This is a genomic window from Paraburkholderia fungorum (genome assembly GCF_046026025.1).
Classification (GTDB): domain Bacteria; phylum Pseudomonadota; class Gammaproteobacteria; order Burkholderiales; family Burkholderiaceae; genus Paraburkholderia; species Paraburkholderia fungorum_E.
On sequence record NZ_JAQQFL010000011.1, the window covers coordinates 97,378 to 112,552 of the forward strand.

14 protein-coding genes are annotated in these 15,175 nt (G+C 61.5%); 9 read left to right on the plus strand and 5 right to left on the minus strand.

The features are described from left to right. Positions 1-3: 3 nt before the first annotated feature. Entirely contained in the window at positions 4-1,155 is a 1,152-nt protein-coding gene (locus tag PQR67_RS14485) for a CmpA/NrtA family ABC transporter substrate-binding protein (RefSeq protein WP_408460048.1), read from the plus strand. Positions 1,156-1,177: 22 nt separating this feature from the next. On the opposite strand, the gene PQR67_RS14490 is transcribed toward PQR67_RS14485, so the two are convergent. Both PQR67_RS14490 and PQR67_RS14495 read right to left on the minus strand, forming a co-directional pair. Then, entirely contained in the window at positions 1,178-2,602 is a 1,425-nt protein-coding gene (locus tag PQR67_RS14490) for a sensor histidine kinase (protein WP_408460051.1), read from the minus strand. Between the two features lie 3 nt (positions 2,603-2,605). Then, positions 2,606-3,277 (minus strand): response regulator, encoded by a 672-nt coding sequence (locus PQR67_RS14495; RefSeq protein WP_408460339.1) that lies wholly within the window; start codon positions 3,275-3,277, stop codon positions 2,606-2,608. Positions 3,278-3,416: 139 nt separating this feature from the next. Between PQR67_RS14495 and PQR67_RS14500 the strand changes: the two genes are divergently transcribed. From PQR67_RS14500 to PQR67_RS14520, 5 genes are all read left to right on the plus strand, one after another. Beyond that, complete coding sequence (locus PQR67_RS14500; RefSeq protein WP_279224200.1) at positions 3,417-4,505, plus strand: ABC transporter substrate-binding protein; 1,089 nt, start codon at positions 3,417-3,419, stop codon at positions 4,503-4,505. A 98-nt stretch (positions 4,506-4,603) separates the two neighbouring features. Continuing rightward, entirely contained in the window at positions 4,604-6,373 is a 1,770-nt protein-coding gene (locus PQR67_RS14505) for an ABC transporter permease (RefSeq protein WP_408460055.1), read from the plus strand. Next, on the plus strand, positions 6,366-7,433 hold the full coding sequence (locus PQR67_RS14510) for an ABC transporter ATP-binding protein (RefSeq protein WP_120345150.1): 1,068 nt from the start codon (positions 6,366-6,368) through the stop codon (positions 7,431-7,433). The genes PQR67_RS14505 and PQR67_RS14510 overlap by 8 nt, the downstream gene beginning before the upstream one ends. A gap of 70 nt (positions 7,434-7,503) precedes the next feature. Further along, positions 7,504-8,580, plus strand: coding sequence for a porin (locus PQR67_RS14515; protein WP_408460059.1), 1,077 nt, complete (start codon positions 7,504-7,506; stop codon positions 8,578-8,580). 188 nt (positions 8,581-8,768) lie between these two features. Then, a complete protein-coding gene (locus PQR67_RS14520) occupies positions 8,769-8,912 on the plus strand; it encodes a hypothetical protein (protein ID WP_408460062.1) in 144 nt (47 codons plus the stop codon). A gap of 39 nt (positions 8,913-8,951) precedes the next feature. Here PQR67_RS14520 and PQR67_RS14525 read toward each other — a convergent pair whose 3' ends face one another. Both PQR67_RS14525 and PQR67_RS14530 read right to left on the minus strand, forming a co-directional pair. Beyond that, positions 8,952-9,392, minus strand: a complete 441-nt coding sequence (locus PQR67_RS14525; RefSeq protein WP_408460065.1) for an ester cyclase — start codon at positions 9,390-9,392, stop codon at positions 8,952-8,954. A gap of 36 nt (positions 9,393-9,428) precedes the next feature. Next, positions 9,429-9,881, minus strand: a complete 453-nt coding sequence (locus PQR67_RS14530) for a hypothetical protein (RefSeq protein WP_408460068.1) — start codon at positions 9,879-9,881, stop codon at positions 9,429-9,431. A 521-nt stretch (positions 9,882-10,402) separates the two neighbouring features. Between PQR67_RS14530 and PQR67_RS14535 the strand changes: the two genes are divergently transcribed. The 3 genes from PQR67_RS14535 (at position 10,403) to PQR67_RS14545 (ending at position 14,084) form a co-directional block, all read left to right on the plus strand. Continuing rightward, positions 10,403-11,461: a Dyp-type peroxidase gene (locus PQR67_RS14535; protein WP_408460071.1), complete on the plus strand. Its 1,059-nt coding sequence runs from the start codon at positions 10,403-10,405 to the stop codon at positions 11,459-11,461. Continuing rightward, positions 11,454-12,257 (plus strand): family 1 encapsulin nanocompartment shell protein, encoded by an 804-nt coding sequence (locus PQR67_RS14540; RefSeq protein ID WP_408460074.1) that lies wholly within the window; start codon positions 11,454-11,456, stop codon positions 12,255-12,257. Before PQR67_RS14535 ends, PQR67_RS14540 begins: the two co-directional genes overlap by 8 nt. A gap of 363 nt (positions 12,258-12,620) precedes the next feature. Beyond that, positions 12,621-14,084, plus strand: coding sequence for a mechanosensitive ion channel (locus tag PQR67_RS14545; protein WP_408460077.1), 1,464 nt, complete (start codon positions 12,621-12,623; stop codon positions 14,082-14,084). Positions 14,085-14,172: 88 nt separating this feature from the next. Here the strand turns inward: PQR67_RS14545 and PQR67_RS14550 are convergent, their stop codons facing one another. After that, complete coding sequence (locus PQR67_RS14550) at positions 14,173-15,162, minus strand: LysR family transcriptional regulator (protein WP_408460080.1); 990 nt, start codon at positions 15,160-15,162, stop codon at positions 14,173-14,175. Positions 15,163-15,175: the final 13 nt, after the last annotated feature.

Below are 15,175 nucleotides of genomic sequence, written 5' to 3' on the forward strand. Positions count from 1 at the left end.
CTCATGAACTCTCCCACTCTTCTCTCCCCATCATCCGTGCCTGCGCCGCTCGAGAAAACCCATCTCCGGCTCGGTTTTGTTGCACTGTCCGACGCCGCGCCGCTGATCGCCGCCAAGCTGCTCGAGTTCGGCCACGCCCATGGATTGACACTGGAGTTGTGCCGCCAGCCGTCATGGGCCGCCGTGCGCGACAAACTGCTGTCGGGCGATCTCGATGCGGCGCACGTGCTCTACGGTCTCGTCTACGGCGTGCAACTCGGCCTCGGCGGTCCGCAAACGGATATGGCTGTGTTGATGGTGCTCAATCGAAACGGCCAGGCCATCACGCTGTCAACGCGTCTCGCCGATGCATTGGCCGAACACGGCAGCTTGTCCAAGGCGTTGGCCACGCTCGGCCGCAAGCCCGTATTCGCGCAGACCTTTCCGACCGGCACGCACGCGATGTGGCTACCGTACTGGCTCGCCTCGCAAGGCGTGCATCCGCTGCGCGACACCGAAAGCGTCGTGATTCCGCCGCCGCAAATGGTCACGGCGCTCTCCGAAGGCAAGCTAGACGGCCTGTGCGTCGGCGAACCGTGGAACGCGATGGCGCAGGCGAACGGCGTCGGCCGGACGATCGCTTATACGAGCGAGGTGTGGCCCGATCATCCCGAGAAAGTGCTGGCGTGCCGGCGCGATTTTGTCGGCACGAATCCGAATACCGCGCGCGCCCTCGTGCAGACGATGCTTGAAGCGTGCCGCTGGCTTGACGGCGCGGGACATCGCGAGGAGATTGCACGCTGGCTCGCACGGCCCGAATTTATCGGTATCGACGAGGCCCTGATCGCCGCACGCTTCGGCAGCGAAATTGCGGCCTCGGCGCCGCGTGGCCTGCCCGTGCGCTTCTTCGACAACGGCGCGGTGAACTATCCGCGCGCCGCCGAAGGCGCCTGGTTCCTCACGCAATTCGAACGCTGGGGCATGATCGACCCACGCACGGATTACGCGGAAATCGCGACGCAGATCAATCAGACGCAGTTGTATCGCGAGGCAGCCGCGCACGTTGGCGTAGGGGTCCCGGACGATGAGCGTTCTCAAGTGCTGATCGACGGGAAGGTGTGGGGGAGCGAGACGCCATCCGAGGCTTACGCGCAAAGCTTCACGATCCGCGCATAGCGTTGTCGCTACAGCATGATTGTCACGCGGGCATGACCTTTAGCGTCGGAAACTGCACGCTGACCACGAGCCCGCCGCCAGGCGCATCGCTCAGCGCGACCACCGCGCCATGCACGCGCGCGATTTCCAGCACGATCGACAAACCCAGGCCGCTGCCCTCAACCGCCTGCGTCGCTTCGCTGCGATAGAAACGTTCAAAAACCGCATCGCGCTCGCCGGCGGCAATCCCCGGACCATTGTCGATCACCTGCAGCAGCGCTTGCCCGTCTTCACATGCCACGCGCACGGTAATCACCGCGCCATCGCCCGAATAACGAATCGCGTTGTCGATCAGATTGCCGACCAGCTCCGCCAGCAGATCGGTCTGCCCCATCACGTCGATACGCACGTCCTGTTCGAAACCGAGATCGATGCCACGCGAGCGCGCCACCGGCGACCAGTCGAGCGTCACGCTGCGCGCCACCTTATGCAGCGGCACGGCGCCATGCTTGACCGTATAGCCACTGTCCGCATCGAGCCGCGAGAGCGACAGCAACTGCTGGACAATCCGCACCGCCTGCTGCACCGCCCGATTCAGCCGCCGCAAATGCACGCCTTGCCGACGACTACCGTTCGAAGTCTCTTCACCGCCGTCGATATCGCGCAGCGCCAACTCTGACTCCGCCTGAATGATCGCGAGCGGCGTTTTCAATTGATGCGCGGCGTCGTTAAAAAATCGCCGGCGCGACAACTGCATCAACTGCGTGCGGCCAATGTACTGATTGATCGAATCGACCAGCGGTGCGACTTCGCTCGGCAGGCCCACCGTATCGAGGGGCGTGGGATCGTTTTCGGCACGCGCGGCGACTTTGGCCGACAAGCGGTTGAGCGGCCGCAACCCGCGCGCCACCCCCAGCCACACGATGCCTAGCGCGAGCACCACCAGCAGAAACTCCTGTTGCAACGAGCCGATCAGGATCTCGCGCGCCAGCGCCTGACGCTGCTCAATCGTTTCGCCGACCCGCACCAGCACCACGCGCGTTTGCGCGCTCGGCACATCGTGAACCGGTAGCCGCAGCATCGCTATGCGCAGCGGACGGCCACGAAACGTATCGTCGTAAAACTGCACGCTGTAAAGATCCGCGGGCACCGGTGTGCCTGACGGCAGATCCGGATAGCCGGTCACCACCCGGCCACCCTCCTCGCGAATCTGGTAGTAGATGTTGCCGCCGCCGTTGGATTCGAACATCTCCAGTGCGAGATACGGGAGATCGACTTCGATCTGAGCATCGCGCAAACGGATGCCGTCGCGTATCGAGCGCAGCGAAAACTCCAACGTGCGGTCGAAGGCCGCGTGCGCCGCGTTCATTGCACGTTGATACGTGAGCCATGCGTCGAAAGCCAGCAGCAGAAGCAGCGGCAGCAACAACCAGAGTGCAACGCGAACGCGCAGATTTGGCCGCGTCATGCGTCATGCGTCCTTCGCTTCGAGCAGATAGCCGAGCCCGCGCAATGTCACGATGCCGACGGAACTGCGCTCGAGTTTCTTGCGCAAACGGTGGACGTAAATTTCGATGGCATCGGCATTCACCGACTCATCGAGCCCGAAGATCTTCTCCGAGAGCGTGTCCTTATTGATTGCACGGCCGTTGCGCAGGATCAGCACTTCGAGCACCGAACGTTCGCGCGGCGTCAGCGCGAGCGGCTCGCCGTCGAGCGTGAAGCCGCGGTCGACGCTGTCGTAGAGCAGCGTGCCGCACTGCGCATGCAGCGGTTCCTGACCATGACTGCGGCGCAGCAGCGCCCGTGCGCGCGCTTCGAGTTCGGTGAGCGCAAAAGGCTTGGCGAGGTAATCGTCGGCGCCGAGGTCGAGACCGCGCACGCGCTCTTCCACCGAACCATGCGCGGTCAGTATCAATACCGGCACCGCGTTGCGCCGCGCGCGCAAACGGCGCAGCACTTCGAGGCCGTCGAGCTTCGGCAAACCGATATCGAGAATCACCAGTGCGTAATCTTGCGTGCGCAAAACATGGTCGGCCGACTCGCCATCATGCATGCAATCGACGGTGAGTTTCGCGCTGGTCAGCGCATCGGTCAGCGAGCGGGAAAGGATCGGATTGTCTTCGACGAGCAGCACACGCATAAACAGAATCCCAGGGAAATCCATGAGGCGAATTCGACCATTGTGACGCATTTCTTTCGAAAACTGAAAGCATTCAGAAAGTATGAGTCCCTTACCATTCGCCTACACAAAACAAACACAATGTTTTCTGGAGGAAGACGTGCAAATCTCTTTGAAGTATCTCGCCGTAGCCGTTGCATTCGCCGCAAACTCAGCATGGGCGGCCTTCCCGGCCGGTTATCCCAGCGATTACCAGGCCACGGTCGACGGGGCAAAGAAGGAAGGCAAACTGATCGTTTATTCGGTCACGGACACCGCCCTCGTGCGCCCGCTCATCAAGGATTTTGAAAGCCTGTACGGCATCAAGGTCGAGTACAACGACATGAACAGCACCGAGCTGTACAACCGCTACATCAGCGAAAACGCGGCCAGCAGCACCAGCGCCGACGTGCTGTGGAGCTCGGCGATGGACCTGCAGGTCAAGCTCGTCAACGACGGTCTGATGGCCAGCTACGAATCGCCCGAAGCGAAGCAGTTGCCGCAATGGGCGCAGTATCAGAAGCAGGCGTACGGCACCACGTATGAACCCCTTGCGATCGTCTACAACAAGCGCCTGCTGCCCGCCGGCGAAGTGCCGCAAACGCGCGCCGATCTGATCAAGCTGCTGCAAAACAAGCCCGATCAGTTCAAAGGCAAGGTCACGACTTACGACATCGAAAAGTCCGGCGTCGGCTTCAACTATCTGACGCAAGACGCGCGCGTCAATCCGCAAGTCACGTGGGACCTCGTGAAAGCCATGGGCGCAACCGGCCCGAAGCTGCAATCGAGTACCGGCGCGATGATGGAGCGGATCTCGTCGGGTGAAAACCTGATCGGCTACAACATTCTCGGTTCGTACGCGCTCACCAAAGCCAAGAAAGACCCGTCGATCGGCTACGTCTACCCGAAGGACTACACCCTGGTGGTGAGCCGCCTCGTGACGATTTCGAAGAAGGCGCAAAGCCCCAACGCGGCGAAGCTGTGGGTCGACTATCTGCTGTCGCAACGCGGCCAGACCCTGCTTGCGAACCAGGCCAGCCTGTTCTCGATTCGCGCGGACGTGGACGGCGAAACGTCGATGGCCGGGCTCACGAAACAACTCGGCGACTCGCTCAAGCCGATCCCGATCGGCGCGGGCCTGCTGGTCTATCTCGATCAGTCCAAGCGGCTTGAATTCCTCAAGCAATGGCAACAGTCGATCAAGCGCTAAGCCTCGACTGACTTGACGGCGTGCGCGCAGAAACGCGCGCGCCACACCTTCCTTCACTACCTGTCGATATGCGGCTTTCACGCTGCAGGGGGACACTCATGCTTTCCACTAGCGCAACCGGACACCGCGATGCACCACCACGCGCGGCCGACGGCGGCACGATAGGCGCGCTGCCGCGCGGCGCTCTGCAGCCGTTTGCGGGGCTGCTGCGCTGGCTCGTGGTCGCGGTGCTGACCGTCGCGGTGGCGCTGCCGCTCGGCTTCATTCTGTTCCAGAGCGTGCTGAACGCGCCGTTCTTCGACGCCAAACGCACGCTCGGTCTTGCCGGCTTCGAATTTATTTTCAGCGACCCCGACTTCTGGTCCGCGCTGAAAAACTCGTTCGTCATCGCGAGTGGGATGCTGTTCATCTCGATCCCGCTCGGCGGCATTCTCGCGTTCCTGATGGTGCGCACGGACCTACCAGGGCGCCGTTGGCTCGAACCGCTGCTGCTCACCCCCGTATTCGTTTCGCCGATGGTGCTCGCGTTCGGCTATGTCGTCGCGGCCGGCCCAGTAGGTTTCTATTCGGTCTGGTGGAAGGAACTGTTCGGCGCGGCCGAAGCGCCTTGGAGCGTGTACTCGATTCTGGCGATCACGATCATCGTCGGGCTCACACATGTGCCGCACGTGTACCTGTATTCGTCGGCGGCGTTGCGCAATCTCGGCTCGGATGTCGAAGAAGCCGCGCGTGTCGCCGGTGCGCGGCCGTTCCGGGTCGCACTCGACGTCAGTTTGCCGATGACGTTGCCCGCGCTGCTGTTCGCCGGCGTGCTGGTGTTCTTCCTCGGCTTCGAAGTGTTCGGCCTGCCGCTCGTGCTCGGCGACCCTGAGGGGCATCTCGTACTGGCGACGTATCTGTACAAGCTCACCAACAAGCTCGGCGTGCCCTCTTATCACCTGATGGCCGCGGTCGCCGTGTGCATCGTCGCGATCACGTTCCCGTTGGTACTGCTGCAACGACGCTTGCTGAAGAGTGCGAACCGCTTCGTCACGGTCAAGGGTAAGGCGGGACGTCAGACCGTATTGCCGCTCGGCGCATGGCGTTGGGTTGCGCTCGGGATCGTCGCGTTGTGGCTGCTGCTCACGGTGTTCGTGCCGCTCTCCGGCATCACGCTGCGCGCGTTCGTCACCAACTGGGGCGAAGGCGTGAATCTGGCCGAAGTACTGACGCTCGCCAACTTCACCGAACTGTTTGAACAGGACAACCTGGTCCGCGCGATTCTCAACACGCTCGGCATCGGCGTGCTTGGTGGCGCGCTGGCAGTGGGTTTCTATTCGCTGGTCGCATTTGCCGGGCATCGCCGCAACGACTGGGCGACGCGCCTGCTCGACTACCTCGTGCTGCTGCCGCGCGCGGTGCCCGGCCTGCTCGCCGGTCTCGCCTTCCTGTGGATCTTCCTCTTCGTGCCAGGCCTGAAGGAACTGAAGAACTCCATGTGGAGCATCTGGATTGCGTACACGGTTGTGTGGCTCGCGTACGGCATGCGCCTGATTCAAAGCGCGCTGCTGCAAGTCGGCCCTGAACTCGAAGAGGCGGGCCGCAGCGTCGGCGGCACCCGCGCGCGCGTCAGTCTCGACGTGACGCTGCCGCTCGTGCGTTTCGGTCTGCTCGCGGCATGGCTGCTGATCTTCATGATCTTCGAGCGCGAATACTCGACCGCTGTCTATCTGCTCTCGCCCGGCACTGAAGTGATCGGCGCGCTACTGGTGTCGCTGTGGGCGACCGGCGCGGTCGATCAGGTCGCGGCGCTTTCTGTCATCAACATCGCGATGGTCGGCGTCGGACTCGGCGTCGCCCTGCGCTTCGGAGTGAAATTGCATGGATAAGCTCTCGGTCGACAACCTGTTTCTCAGCTATGGCGACAACCCGATCCTGAAGGGTGTGTCGTTCGAACTGAACCCCGGCGAAGTGGTGTGCCTGCTGGGCGCGTCGGGCAGCGGCAAGACCACCTTGCTGCGTGCGGTCGCGGGACTCGAACAACCTTCCTCGGGCCGTATCGAACTGGACGGCAAGGTGTTCTTCGACGGCGCCGCCAAGGTCGATCTGCCGGTCGAGCAACGCTCGCTCGGTCTCGTGTTTCAGTCGTATGCGCTGTGGCCGCATCGCACCGTAGCGGACAACGTCGGCTATGGATTGAAGTTGCGGCGCGTGTCGGCTGCCGAGCAAAAGAAGCGTGTGCAGGCCGCGCTCGACCAGCTCGGCCTCGGTCATCTCGCTGCGCGCTATCCGTATCAGCTTTCCGGCGGCCAGCAACAGCGCGTGGCGATTGCACGGGCACTGGTCTACAACCCGCCCGTGATTCTGCTCGACGAGCCGCTGTCGAATCTCGACGCCAAGCTGCGCGAAGAAGCACGCGCCTGGCTGCGTGAACTGATTGTTTCGCTGGGCCTGTCCGCATTGTGCGTGACGCACGACCAGACGGAAGCCATGGCGATGTCCGACCGCATTCTGCTGCTGCGTAACGGCCGCATCGAACAGGAAGGCACGCCCGCCGATCTGTACGGCGCGCCCCGCTCGCTCTACACCGCCGAGTTCATGGGCAGCAACAACCGCATCGACGCGCGCGTGGCCGCGGTCGATGGCGAACGCGTGACGCTGGCGGGCGATGGCTGGCAACTGCAGGCCCAGGCGCGCGAAGCACTCAGCACCGGACAGAACGCGCAGGCCGTGATTCGTCTCGAGCGCGTGCAGGTCGCGGACGGTCCGGGCGCGAACCGCCTCGAGGCCGACCTGATTACCTCGATGTATCTCGGCGACCGCTGGGAATACCTGTTCCATTGCGGCGATCTGCGCCTGCGTGCCTTCGGCCACGTGCCGCGCGCGGCCGGCCGTCACTGGATCGAATTCCCCGCCAACGACTGCTGGGCCTTCGCACAGGCGAGCTGACATCACTTGATGAACCCAGCCGCACCGTATCCCCAACCGAAGTAAAAAAACCAAGCACAGGAGACTGTTGATGAAGTGGAGTATGACGAAGGCGACCCTTGGCGTAACCTGCGCCGGCCTCGCCGGATTGGCAGCAACGGCGCATGCGCAATCGAGCGTGACCTTGTACGGGATCGTCGATGCAGGCGTTGAATACGTGAATCACGCGAGCAAGGACGGCAGCGCCACGCGTCTCGTCTCGGGCGGCAAGAACACCTCGCGCTGGGGTCTACGTGGCGTCGAGGACCTCGGCAGCGGTCTGAAGGCGGTTTTCCAGTTGGAAAGCGGCATCAACATCGCAAACGGCCAGTTCGACGATGGACCCGGCGCGATCTTCGATCGCCGCGCCACGATCGGCCTGAAAAACCGCTTCGGGCAAATCACGCTCGGCCGCAATTTCACGACCACCTACGACTACATGCTGCAGTTCGACCCGATGGGTTACGCGCCGAACTACTCGTGGGCAACGTCATCCACTGCAACGGGCGGCCGTAAGGACGGTCTGTTCTCGCGTTCGGCCAACGCCGTACGCTATGACGGCACGTTCTCCGGCTTCAAGTTCGGTGCCATGTACGGCTTCGGCAACGTGCCGGGCAGCATGAAGTCGAGCTCGAAGTATGACTTCGGTCTGGGCTACGAGAACGGTCCGTTCGCCGTTGTCGTCACGTTCGACCGGCAGAACGGCGCGAACGACAGCGTGACGCCTGCGGACACCACCAATTACATCCAGGGCATTCATGCCGGTTTGAGCTATGACTTCGGCACGGTGAAGGCAATGGCCGGGTATCGCAACTATCGGCGCACCTTCCACACTGCCGCGCCGACATTGCGCAGCGATATGTACTGGCTCGGCGGCCAATACGACGTGACGCCGTTCTTCTCGCTGTTCGCCGCGGTCTACCATCAGGACATCAAGGACGCGAGCGACGCCGATCCGACGCTGATCTCCCTGCGCGCGCAGTACGCCTTGTCGAAGCGGACGGTGCTGTATATGGCGGGCGGTTATGCGATGGCCAAGCATAACAATGCGGTCAGCCTGTCGCGTGATCTGACCGGCGCGGCGGATACACAAACGGGTGTGACGGCGGGGATTCAGCATCGGTTCTGACGTCCTGGAACGGATGAGTCATCCAGAACACCAAAGCATCCAGATGCGAAACGAGGCGCGTCGAAGATCGATCCTTCGGCGCGCCTCGCTCGTTTGCTTTCAGATAGACCCACACCATCCAATGACCTAGAATAAATCGAACAGCCCGAACAGGCGCTAGCTGCAAACCACTCGGCAGGAGCAGCACCATGTCACAGACAAGCCGCGATACCCGTAAGACGCCGCGCCACGGCCTGCTATGGTTCATCGCATTGTGGCTGCTCGGCGTTGGCGGCACGGCGCTGCTTGTGCTGCCGTTTCATCTTCTGGTCAGCGCAGCAATGCATCACTAGCATTGCACTTTCCCCGGCATCCCCGCCCGCGAGTACAACTCAAGAGCGCTCGAGCGTTGGCGGCAACTGCCCAAGTTGCCGGAATACCGATAGCCAGTCCTCGAGGTGCCATGTCTTCGCAATCAGACTTCCGCGCATCTGGTGGAAAGAGTGAATCGCGAAACTGATGTGTTTGGAACTTGCGGCAATACCGAGAAGCGGCCCGCTTTGAGTGCCACTGACCTCCGCGCGAACGCCCACCCGGTCCCCGTGAATCAGCACGTCGAGAATGGTGATTTTCATATCCGGCAGCGCAGTGGAAATGGTCGCGAAGATTGGAACCATCTGGTCCGGTCCCGGCACCGCGCCGGCCGGCTCGGGAATATATTCCCAATCGGGAGTAACGACCTTTCGTAACAGCGGGACGCTTTTCTGCTCGAAGGCGCGATAGATCCCTTCAATCGCTTCACGGGTGATAGCTTCGTCGGAACTTGGGGTCATGTCCGCTTACTCCTGAAGAATGCCCAGCGCTCGCAATCAGGCAAGTGGCTGGCGAAAAACGCTCCCGCCGTAACCGAGCACGATATTGTCGACTTCAAACGGTGACGCTTCCTGCGCTTCGAGGATAAACGCCACGCGGTTAGGGCTCAATTTGCCGGATATCGACGCGACCAGATCATGATCGAGTGTGTCCTTGACCGCGTGCCCGGCGAGGCCCTCACCCGCACCTATCGTGAAGCCAAGTAGAGCTCCGCCCGGACCGCCCAGCATTCCGATCAACCCGCCGGTAAGCGCACCGATCACTGTGCCCCAAAACGGCCGGGTGTGCTTGTCGAGCAAGATCAACTGACCTGTCGCGTCCTTTTGAACCAGCACGCCGCTCTCGATTTTGAAACCAAGGTCTTTTTCCTCAAAATTCCTGAAATCCCGACCGGCTCGTTCGGCGACGTCCACGTTGTCGAAAACCGCAACAATCAATTGCCGTGCCATTTGATAGCTCCTCGTCTCACTGACGGTGTCTATCAAAGATAGCGATTTTCGCAGCGCGTGCCATTGTTTATTTCCGATATCCTCGATACGCATGGCTTCGAGCAGAGTCCCCCCACTCAAGCTCCATTCGCAATGCGAATTAATTGACACTGCCTTTCTTGCCACGATAGCGAAACCTGTTCGGATGGTAACGGTATGACGGGAGAATGAAAGACCGCCAGACCCGATATGAAGTATCGAAGGAGAAGCAGAGATTTACGACAAAATAATGTCGGACCTTGTCGGCGCCCAACGCCGGCCGACGCCGCCTGACACAATGCCGGCGGGCCTCGCATGCGATACGCAATCGAAGCGCAATCGATCCGCCATTCTGGCCGCCAGACGCTGCATGCGAACTCACTGAAGACCTTTGCGCACTTTCCATAAAGTGCCGGGGCGGTATAACATCCCCTGATGCATAGATGGTGGAAAACATTCGCTCCACTCCTGGAATCCGTGACGGTCAATCAATAATCAATCCGATGCCTAAAGACGATATCCCAGAACCGCAAGCCGTATGTAATAACATCACCCGTAGTGCGATCTTTATCGTCGCGACGCTCAAGGATGGTCACGACCCCGCTGAGCAAGTGCGTGCCTGGTGCGGCGACGTTGCCGCCCTGGTGCGCTCCGTCGGCAAGCGCGTCCCGTCCGGCAACCTCTCGTGCGTTGTCGGTTTCGGTTCCGACGTATGGGACACGCTGTTCGGCGCTCCGCGCCCGGCGGCCCTGCATCCGTTTCGCGAATTCGGCTCGGGCGAACGCCGCGCCGTGAGCACGCCAGGGGATATCCTGCTGCACATCCGCGCGGATCAGATGGACCTCTGCTTCGAACTTGCCACGCAACTGGCAGGACGGCTCGGCGATGCGGTCACGGTGATCGAAGAGGTACACGGCTTTCGCAACTTCGATCTGCGCAGCATGGTGGGCTTTGTCGACGGTACCGAGAATCCGGCAGGCCGCGAGGCCGTCGACTTCACGCTCATCGGCGACGAAGATGCGCAATTCGAGGCCGGCAGTTACGTCATCGTGCAGAAGTACCTGCACGACATGACCGGCTGGAACGCGCTTTCGGTCGAGACTCAGGAGCGCATTATCGGCCGCACAAAACTGGCCGACATCGAACTCGACGAAGCAGTCAAACCCTCGTGTTCGCACAGCTCGCTCACCACGATCACCGAGAACGGCGAGGAAGTGAAGATTCTCCGTGACAACATGCCATTCGGCCGCCCCGGTATGGGCGAGTTCGGCACCTACTTCATCGGTTATGCACGTTCGCCGGAACCTATCGAGCTGATGATGGAAAACATGTTCGTCGGCCGGCCGCCGGGCAATTACGACAGGCTGCTCGACTACAGCCGCGCGGTCACGGGCAACCTCTTCTTCGTCCCGTCGGCCACCTTGCTCGAGGCGCTCGCGGATCGCGATCCCCAAGCTGCCGCCGCTGTCGCGCAAGCGCCCGACCCCTCTTCGTCCGCCGAGCCGCGTCATGACGGTTCGCTGAATATTGGCTCTCTCAAGGGAATCACTCAACATGAATAATCTGCATCGCGAGCTTGCCCCCATCTCCCATGCCGCCTGGTCGCAGATCGAAGACGAAGTGGCTCGCACGTTCAAGCGCAGCGTTGCCGGCCGTCGTGTGGTCGACGTCAAGGGTCCGGGCGGAACGGAGCTATCCGGCGTCGGCACGGGGCACCAGATCGCGATCGCCGCGCCGCAGCAGGGCGTCGTGGCGAAACTGTCCGAGGTCAGGAGCCTCGTCGAGTTGACCGTGCCGTTCGAACTGCAGCGCGAAGCGATCGACAGCGTCTTGCGCGGCGCGAAAGATGCGGACTGGCAGCCCGCGAAGGAAGCAGCAAAAGAACTCGCCTACGCCGAAGATCGCGCGATCTTCGACGGCTACAAGGCCGCGGGTATCGGCGGCCTGCGCGAAGGTTCGTCGAATCCGTCGCTCGCCCTGCCGGCCGACATCGCCGATTATCCGAACATGATTAGCAACGCGCTCGAAGAGCTGCGGCTTGCCGGCGTAGACGGACCCTACTCCGTGCTGCTTGGCGCCGACGCCTACACGGCGCTCGCCGAAGCACGCGACCAGGGTTATCCGGTCATCGGGCACATCAAGCGGATCGTGAATGGCGACATCATCTGGGCGCCCGCGCTTGCGGGCGGCAGCGTGATATCCACGCGCGGCGGCGATTTCGAACTGCACCTCGGCGAAGAGCTGTCGATCGGTTATGCGAGCCATACCGACACGGTAGTGCGCCTTTATCTGCGCGAAACGCTGACCTTCCTGATGCTGACGAGCGAAGCATCGGTGTCGCTCACACAAGTGGAATAAGGCAAGCGGACTGCACGCTCTACAGAAGATAGCGATTACCCTCAAAGTTGCGACACGTTCATTTCCGATTCCTACTATCGGTAGAGGCGAGTCATACCAGATCCATAGCTGGGTAAACTGAGAGATAGCATAAACTGAGATTCAGAATCGGAGTGCGCCAGGATTCTTCAGGTTAGCGAATGGCTCGATAGTTAAATCAAAGTGGACTTGTACGGAAAGCCGCAAACGAATTGCAAGACGTTTATGTCGTCGTGTTGTTCAGGTCGGGCGTGTATCTACGCCAAATCGTCGACCGCTTCAGCCAGCCAGGCCGAATGCGTGCGGTCTTTTCATCGGGTTTTTGCCACTCCACGAGAAAGAAAAATGGAACCATCCAACTTCGCTATGGCCCTTCCCGCCTCGCTCTGGGCGTATCTACCGCGAATCGCGGCTGCTATCGGCATCCTGATTGTCGGCTGGCTGGTCGCCGTGCTGGTGCGCGCGGGCGTGCGCAAATTGCTCTCCATGCTGAAAATCGACGAGCGCATTGCCGAGAACGCCGGGCAAGGCGCGTTCGTCGAACAACTGATTGCGGGCGGCCTGTTCTGGCTGGTGCTGCTTGTCACCGCAGTCGGCATCTTTAACGTTCTGAATCTCTACTCCGTCTCCGGTCCGCTCTCGCAGCTACTCGCGCAGATAGTGGACTATCTGCCTAACCTGATCGGAGGCGCCGTGCTGGCGCTCATCGCCTGGCTGCTTGCGTTGGTATTGCGCGGTGTCGCGCGCCGCGCGCTGAAGGCCGGCAAGTTCGACGAACGGCTGTCCGCGAACGCGGACGTGAAGCCAGCCAGCGGTTACCTGTGCGACGTCCTGTTCTGGCTTGTCATCCTGATGTTTCTGCCGGCGATCCTGTCCGCGTTCGCGCTGTCCGGCTTGCTTGCCCCCGTGCAGGGCATGATAAACAGGCTGCTGGACATCGTGCCGAACCTGTTCGCCGCGATCGCGATCGGCTTCGTCGGCTGGATCGTGGCGCGCGTGCTGCGTGGTCTCGTCACGAACCTGCTCAATGCGGCGGGCGCAGACCGCCTCCCGCAGGAAGTCGGAAGCCCGACGCCCGTCAAGCTGGCGAATCTGGCGGGGACCCTGGTCTACCTGTTCGTGTTTGTCCCGACGCTGATCTCCGCGCTCGACGCGCTGCGCATCGATGCGATCTCGCGGCCCGCAACCGATATGCTCAACGAGTTTTTTGGCGCGATTCCGGATCTGATCGCTGCGATTGTCATCCTGCTTGTCACGTTTTACGTTGCTCGCTTTCTTGCGGCGCTCGCGCAGAAGGTCCTTAGGACTGCCGGCGCTGACACGCTACCAGGCCTGCTTGGCGTAGGCCACGTGTTTACCGGCATGTTGCTGCCCTCGGTGCTGGTGGCACGCCTGATCATGTTCTTCGCCATGCTCTTCGCCGTCGTCGAAGCCGCGAACCGTCTGGGCTTCTCTCAGGTGCGCGACGTCGTGACGTTGTTCATCGAATTCGGCGGCCACGTGCTGATGGGCGCGGTGATTCTCATCATCGGTTTCTGGCTTGCCGATCTTACCCGCCGGTTGATTCAGCAGGCCGACGGCGAACACAGTGTCCTGTTCGCGCGGATCGCGCAGTTTGCGATTCTCGGGTTGGTGTTCGCAATGGGTCTTCACGCCATGGGCATTGCGAACGAGATTGTCCAGCTCGCCTTCGGCCTCGTACTCGGCGCGATTGCAGTGGCTGTTGCGCTGTCGTTCGGCCTGGGTGGTCGCGAGGCGGCCGGCAAACTGCTCGATCGCTGGATCAACGGTCGGCAAGACAAAGCCTGACCCGCTACGCGCCGTTCTGGCCGGCGTTCAGTCACGCCTATGGAGGCCGGCCATGACGACGATTCTCGCGACGGCCGTCGTTGCGGGCTCAGGCTCGCAACGACGGTTTTAGCAGTGCAAACACCTCCTCGTCGGGCAGGACTTCAAAGCCACTGGTTACTTCGCCGCAGTCCACGTGCACTCTCTCAAGGATTTCCGAGGTGCACTTTCTTAACATCGTCACAAGCATCCTTACCCGTGGCGGCACTGGACGTTGCGCCTGGATCAGTACATTCAGATCGAAGGGCAGCACCTCGAATTCCGGCAGGATGCGCACGAGCCGGCCATCGGCGAGCGCATCGACGCACGCCGGCTCTTCCAGCACCCCGATGCCGACGCCCGAGAGGATCATTTCATACATGGGCCGCCAATGACTCGTCTTGATTGCGGTACGGATCGGCGCGCTCTCCACGACGCTCGCCATGTGCCTGAGCGGCAACTGTTCCGTGCCGAACATACCCTGCACCCGGATAAACGCGTGTTTGACCAGATCGGACGATTCCGTGATCGGACCGTGCTGGCTCAGATAACCAGGCGCTGCAACGAGAGCACGCCCGACCTGACCCAACTGACGGGCAATGAAGGCCCCTTCTCCAAGCGGCCCAAGACGAAACGAAATGTCCACGCCCTCTGTCACGAGGTCGACGGTGCGGTCGTTCAGGACCAGTTCCAGATCCAGTTGCGGATAGGCCGCGCGCACCAGCGTCAGCGCCTCCGGCACGACCGTCTCGCCAAGGCAATGAGGGGCCGCGATACGAATCGTGCCCTTCAGATCCTGCCCCTCGTTCGACACCTCAGCGACCGCCTGTTCCACGGCGAGCAAAATCTTCTTGCTACGCTCATAGAAGATGAGGCCTTCCGGCGTGCAATTGAAAGCGCGTGCGCTGCGCAGCAGGAGCCGGCAGCCAAGGTACGTCTCGAGCCGCTCGATGCGCTCGCTTGCAGCCGGCTGCCCGATACTGAGGTCTCGCGCCGCGCCGGAAATACTCTCTCGCTCAACCACCCTGACGTAAATACGCATGGCTTCTAGCAGATTCATTGTGCCCAACCTC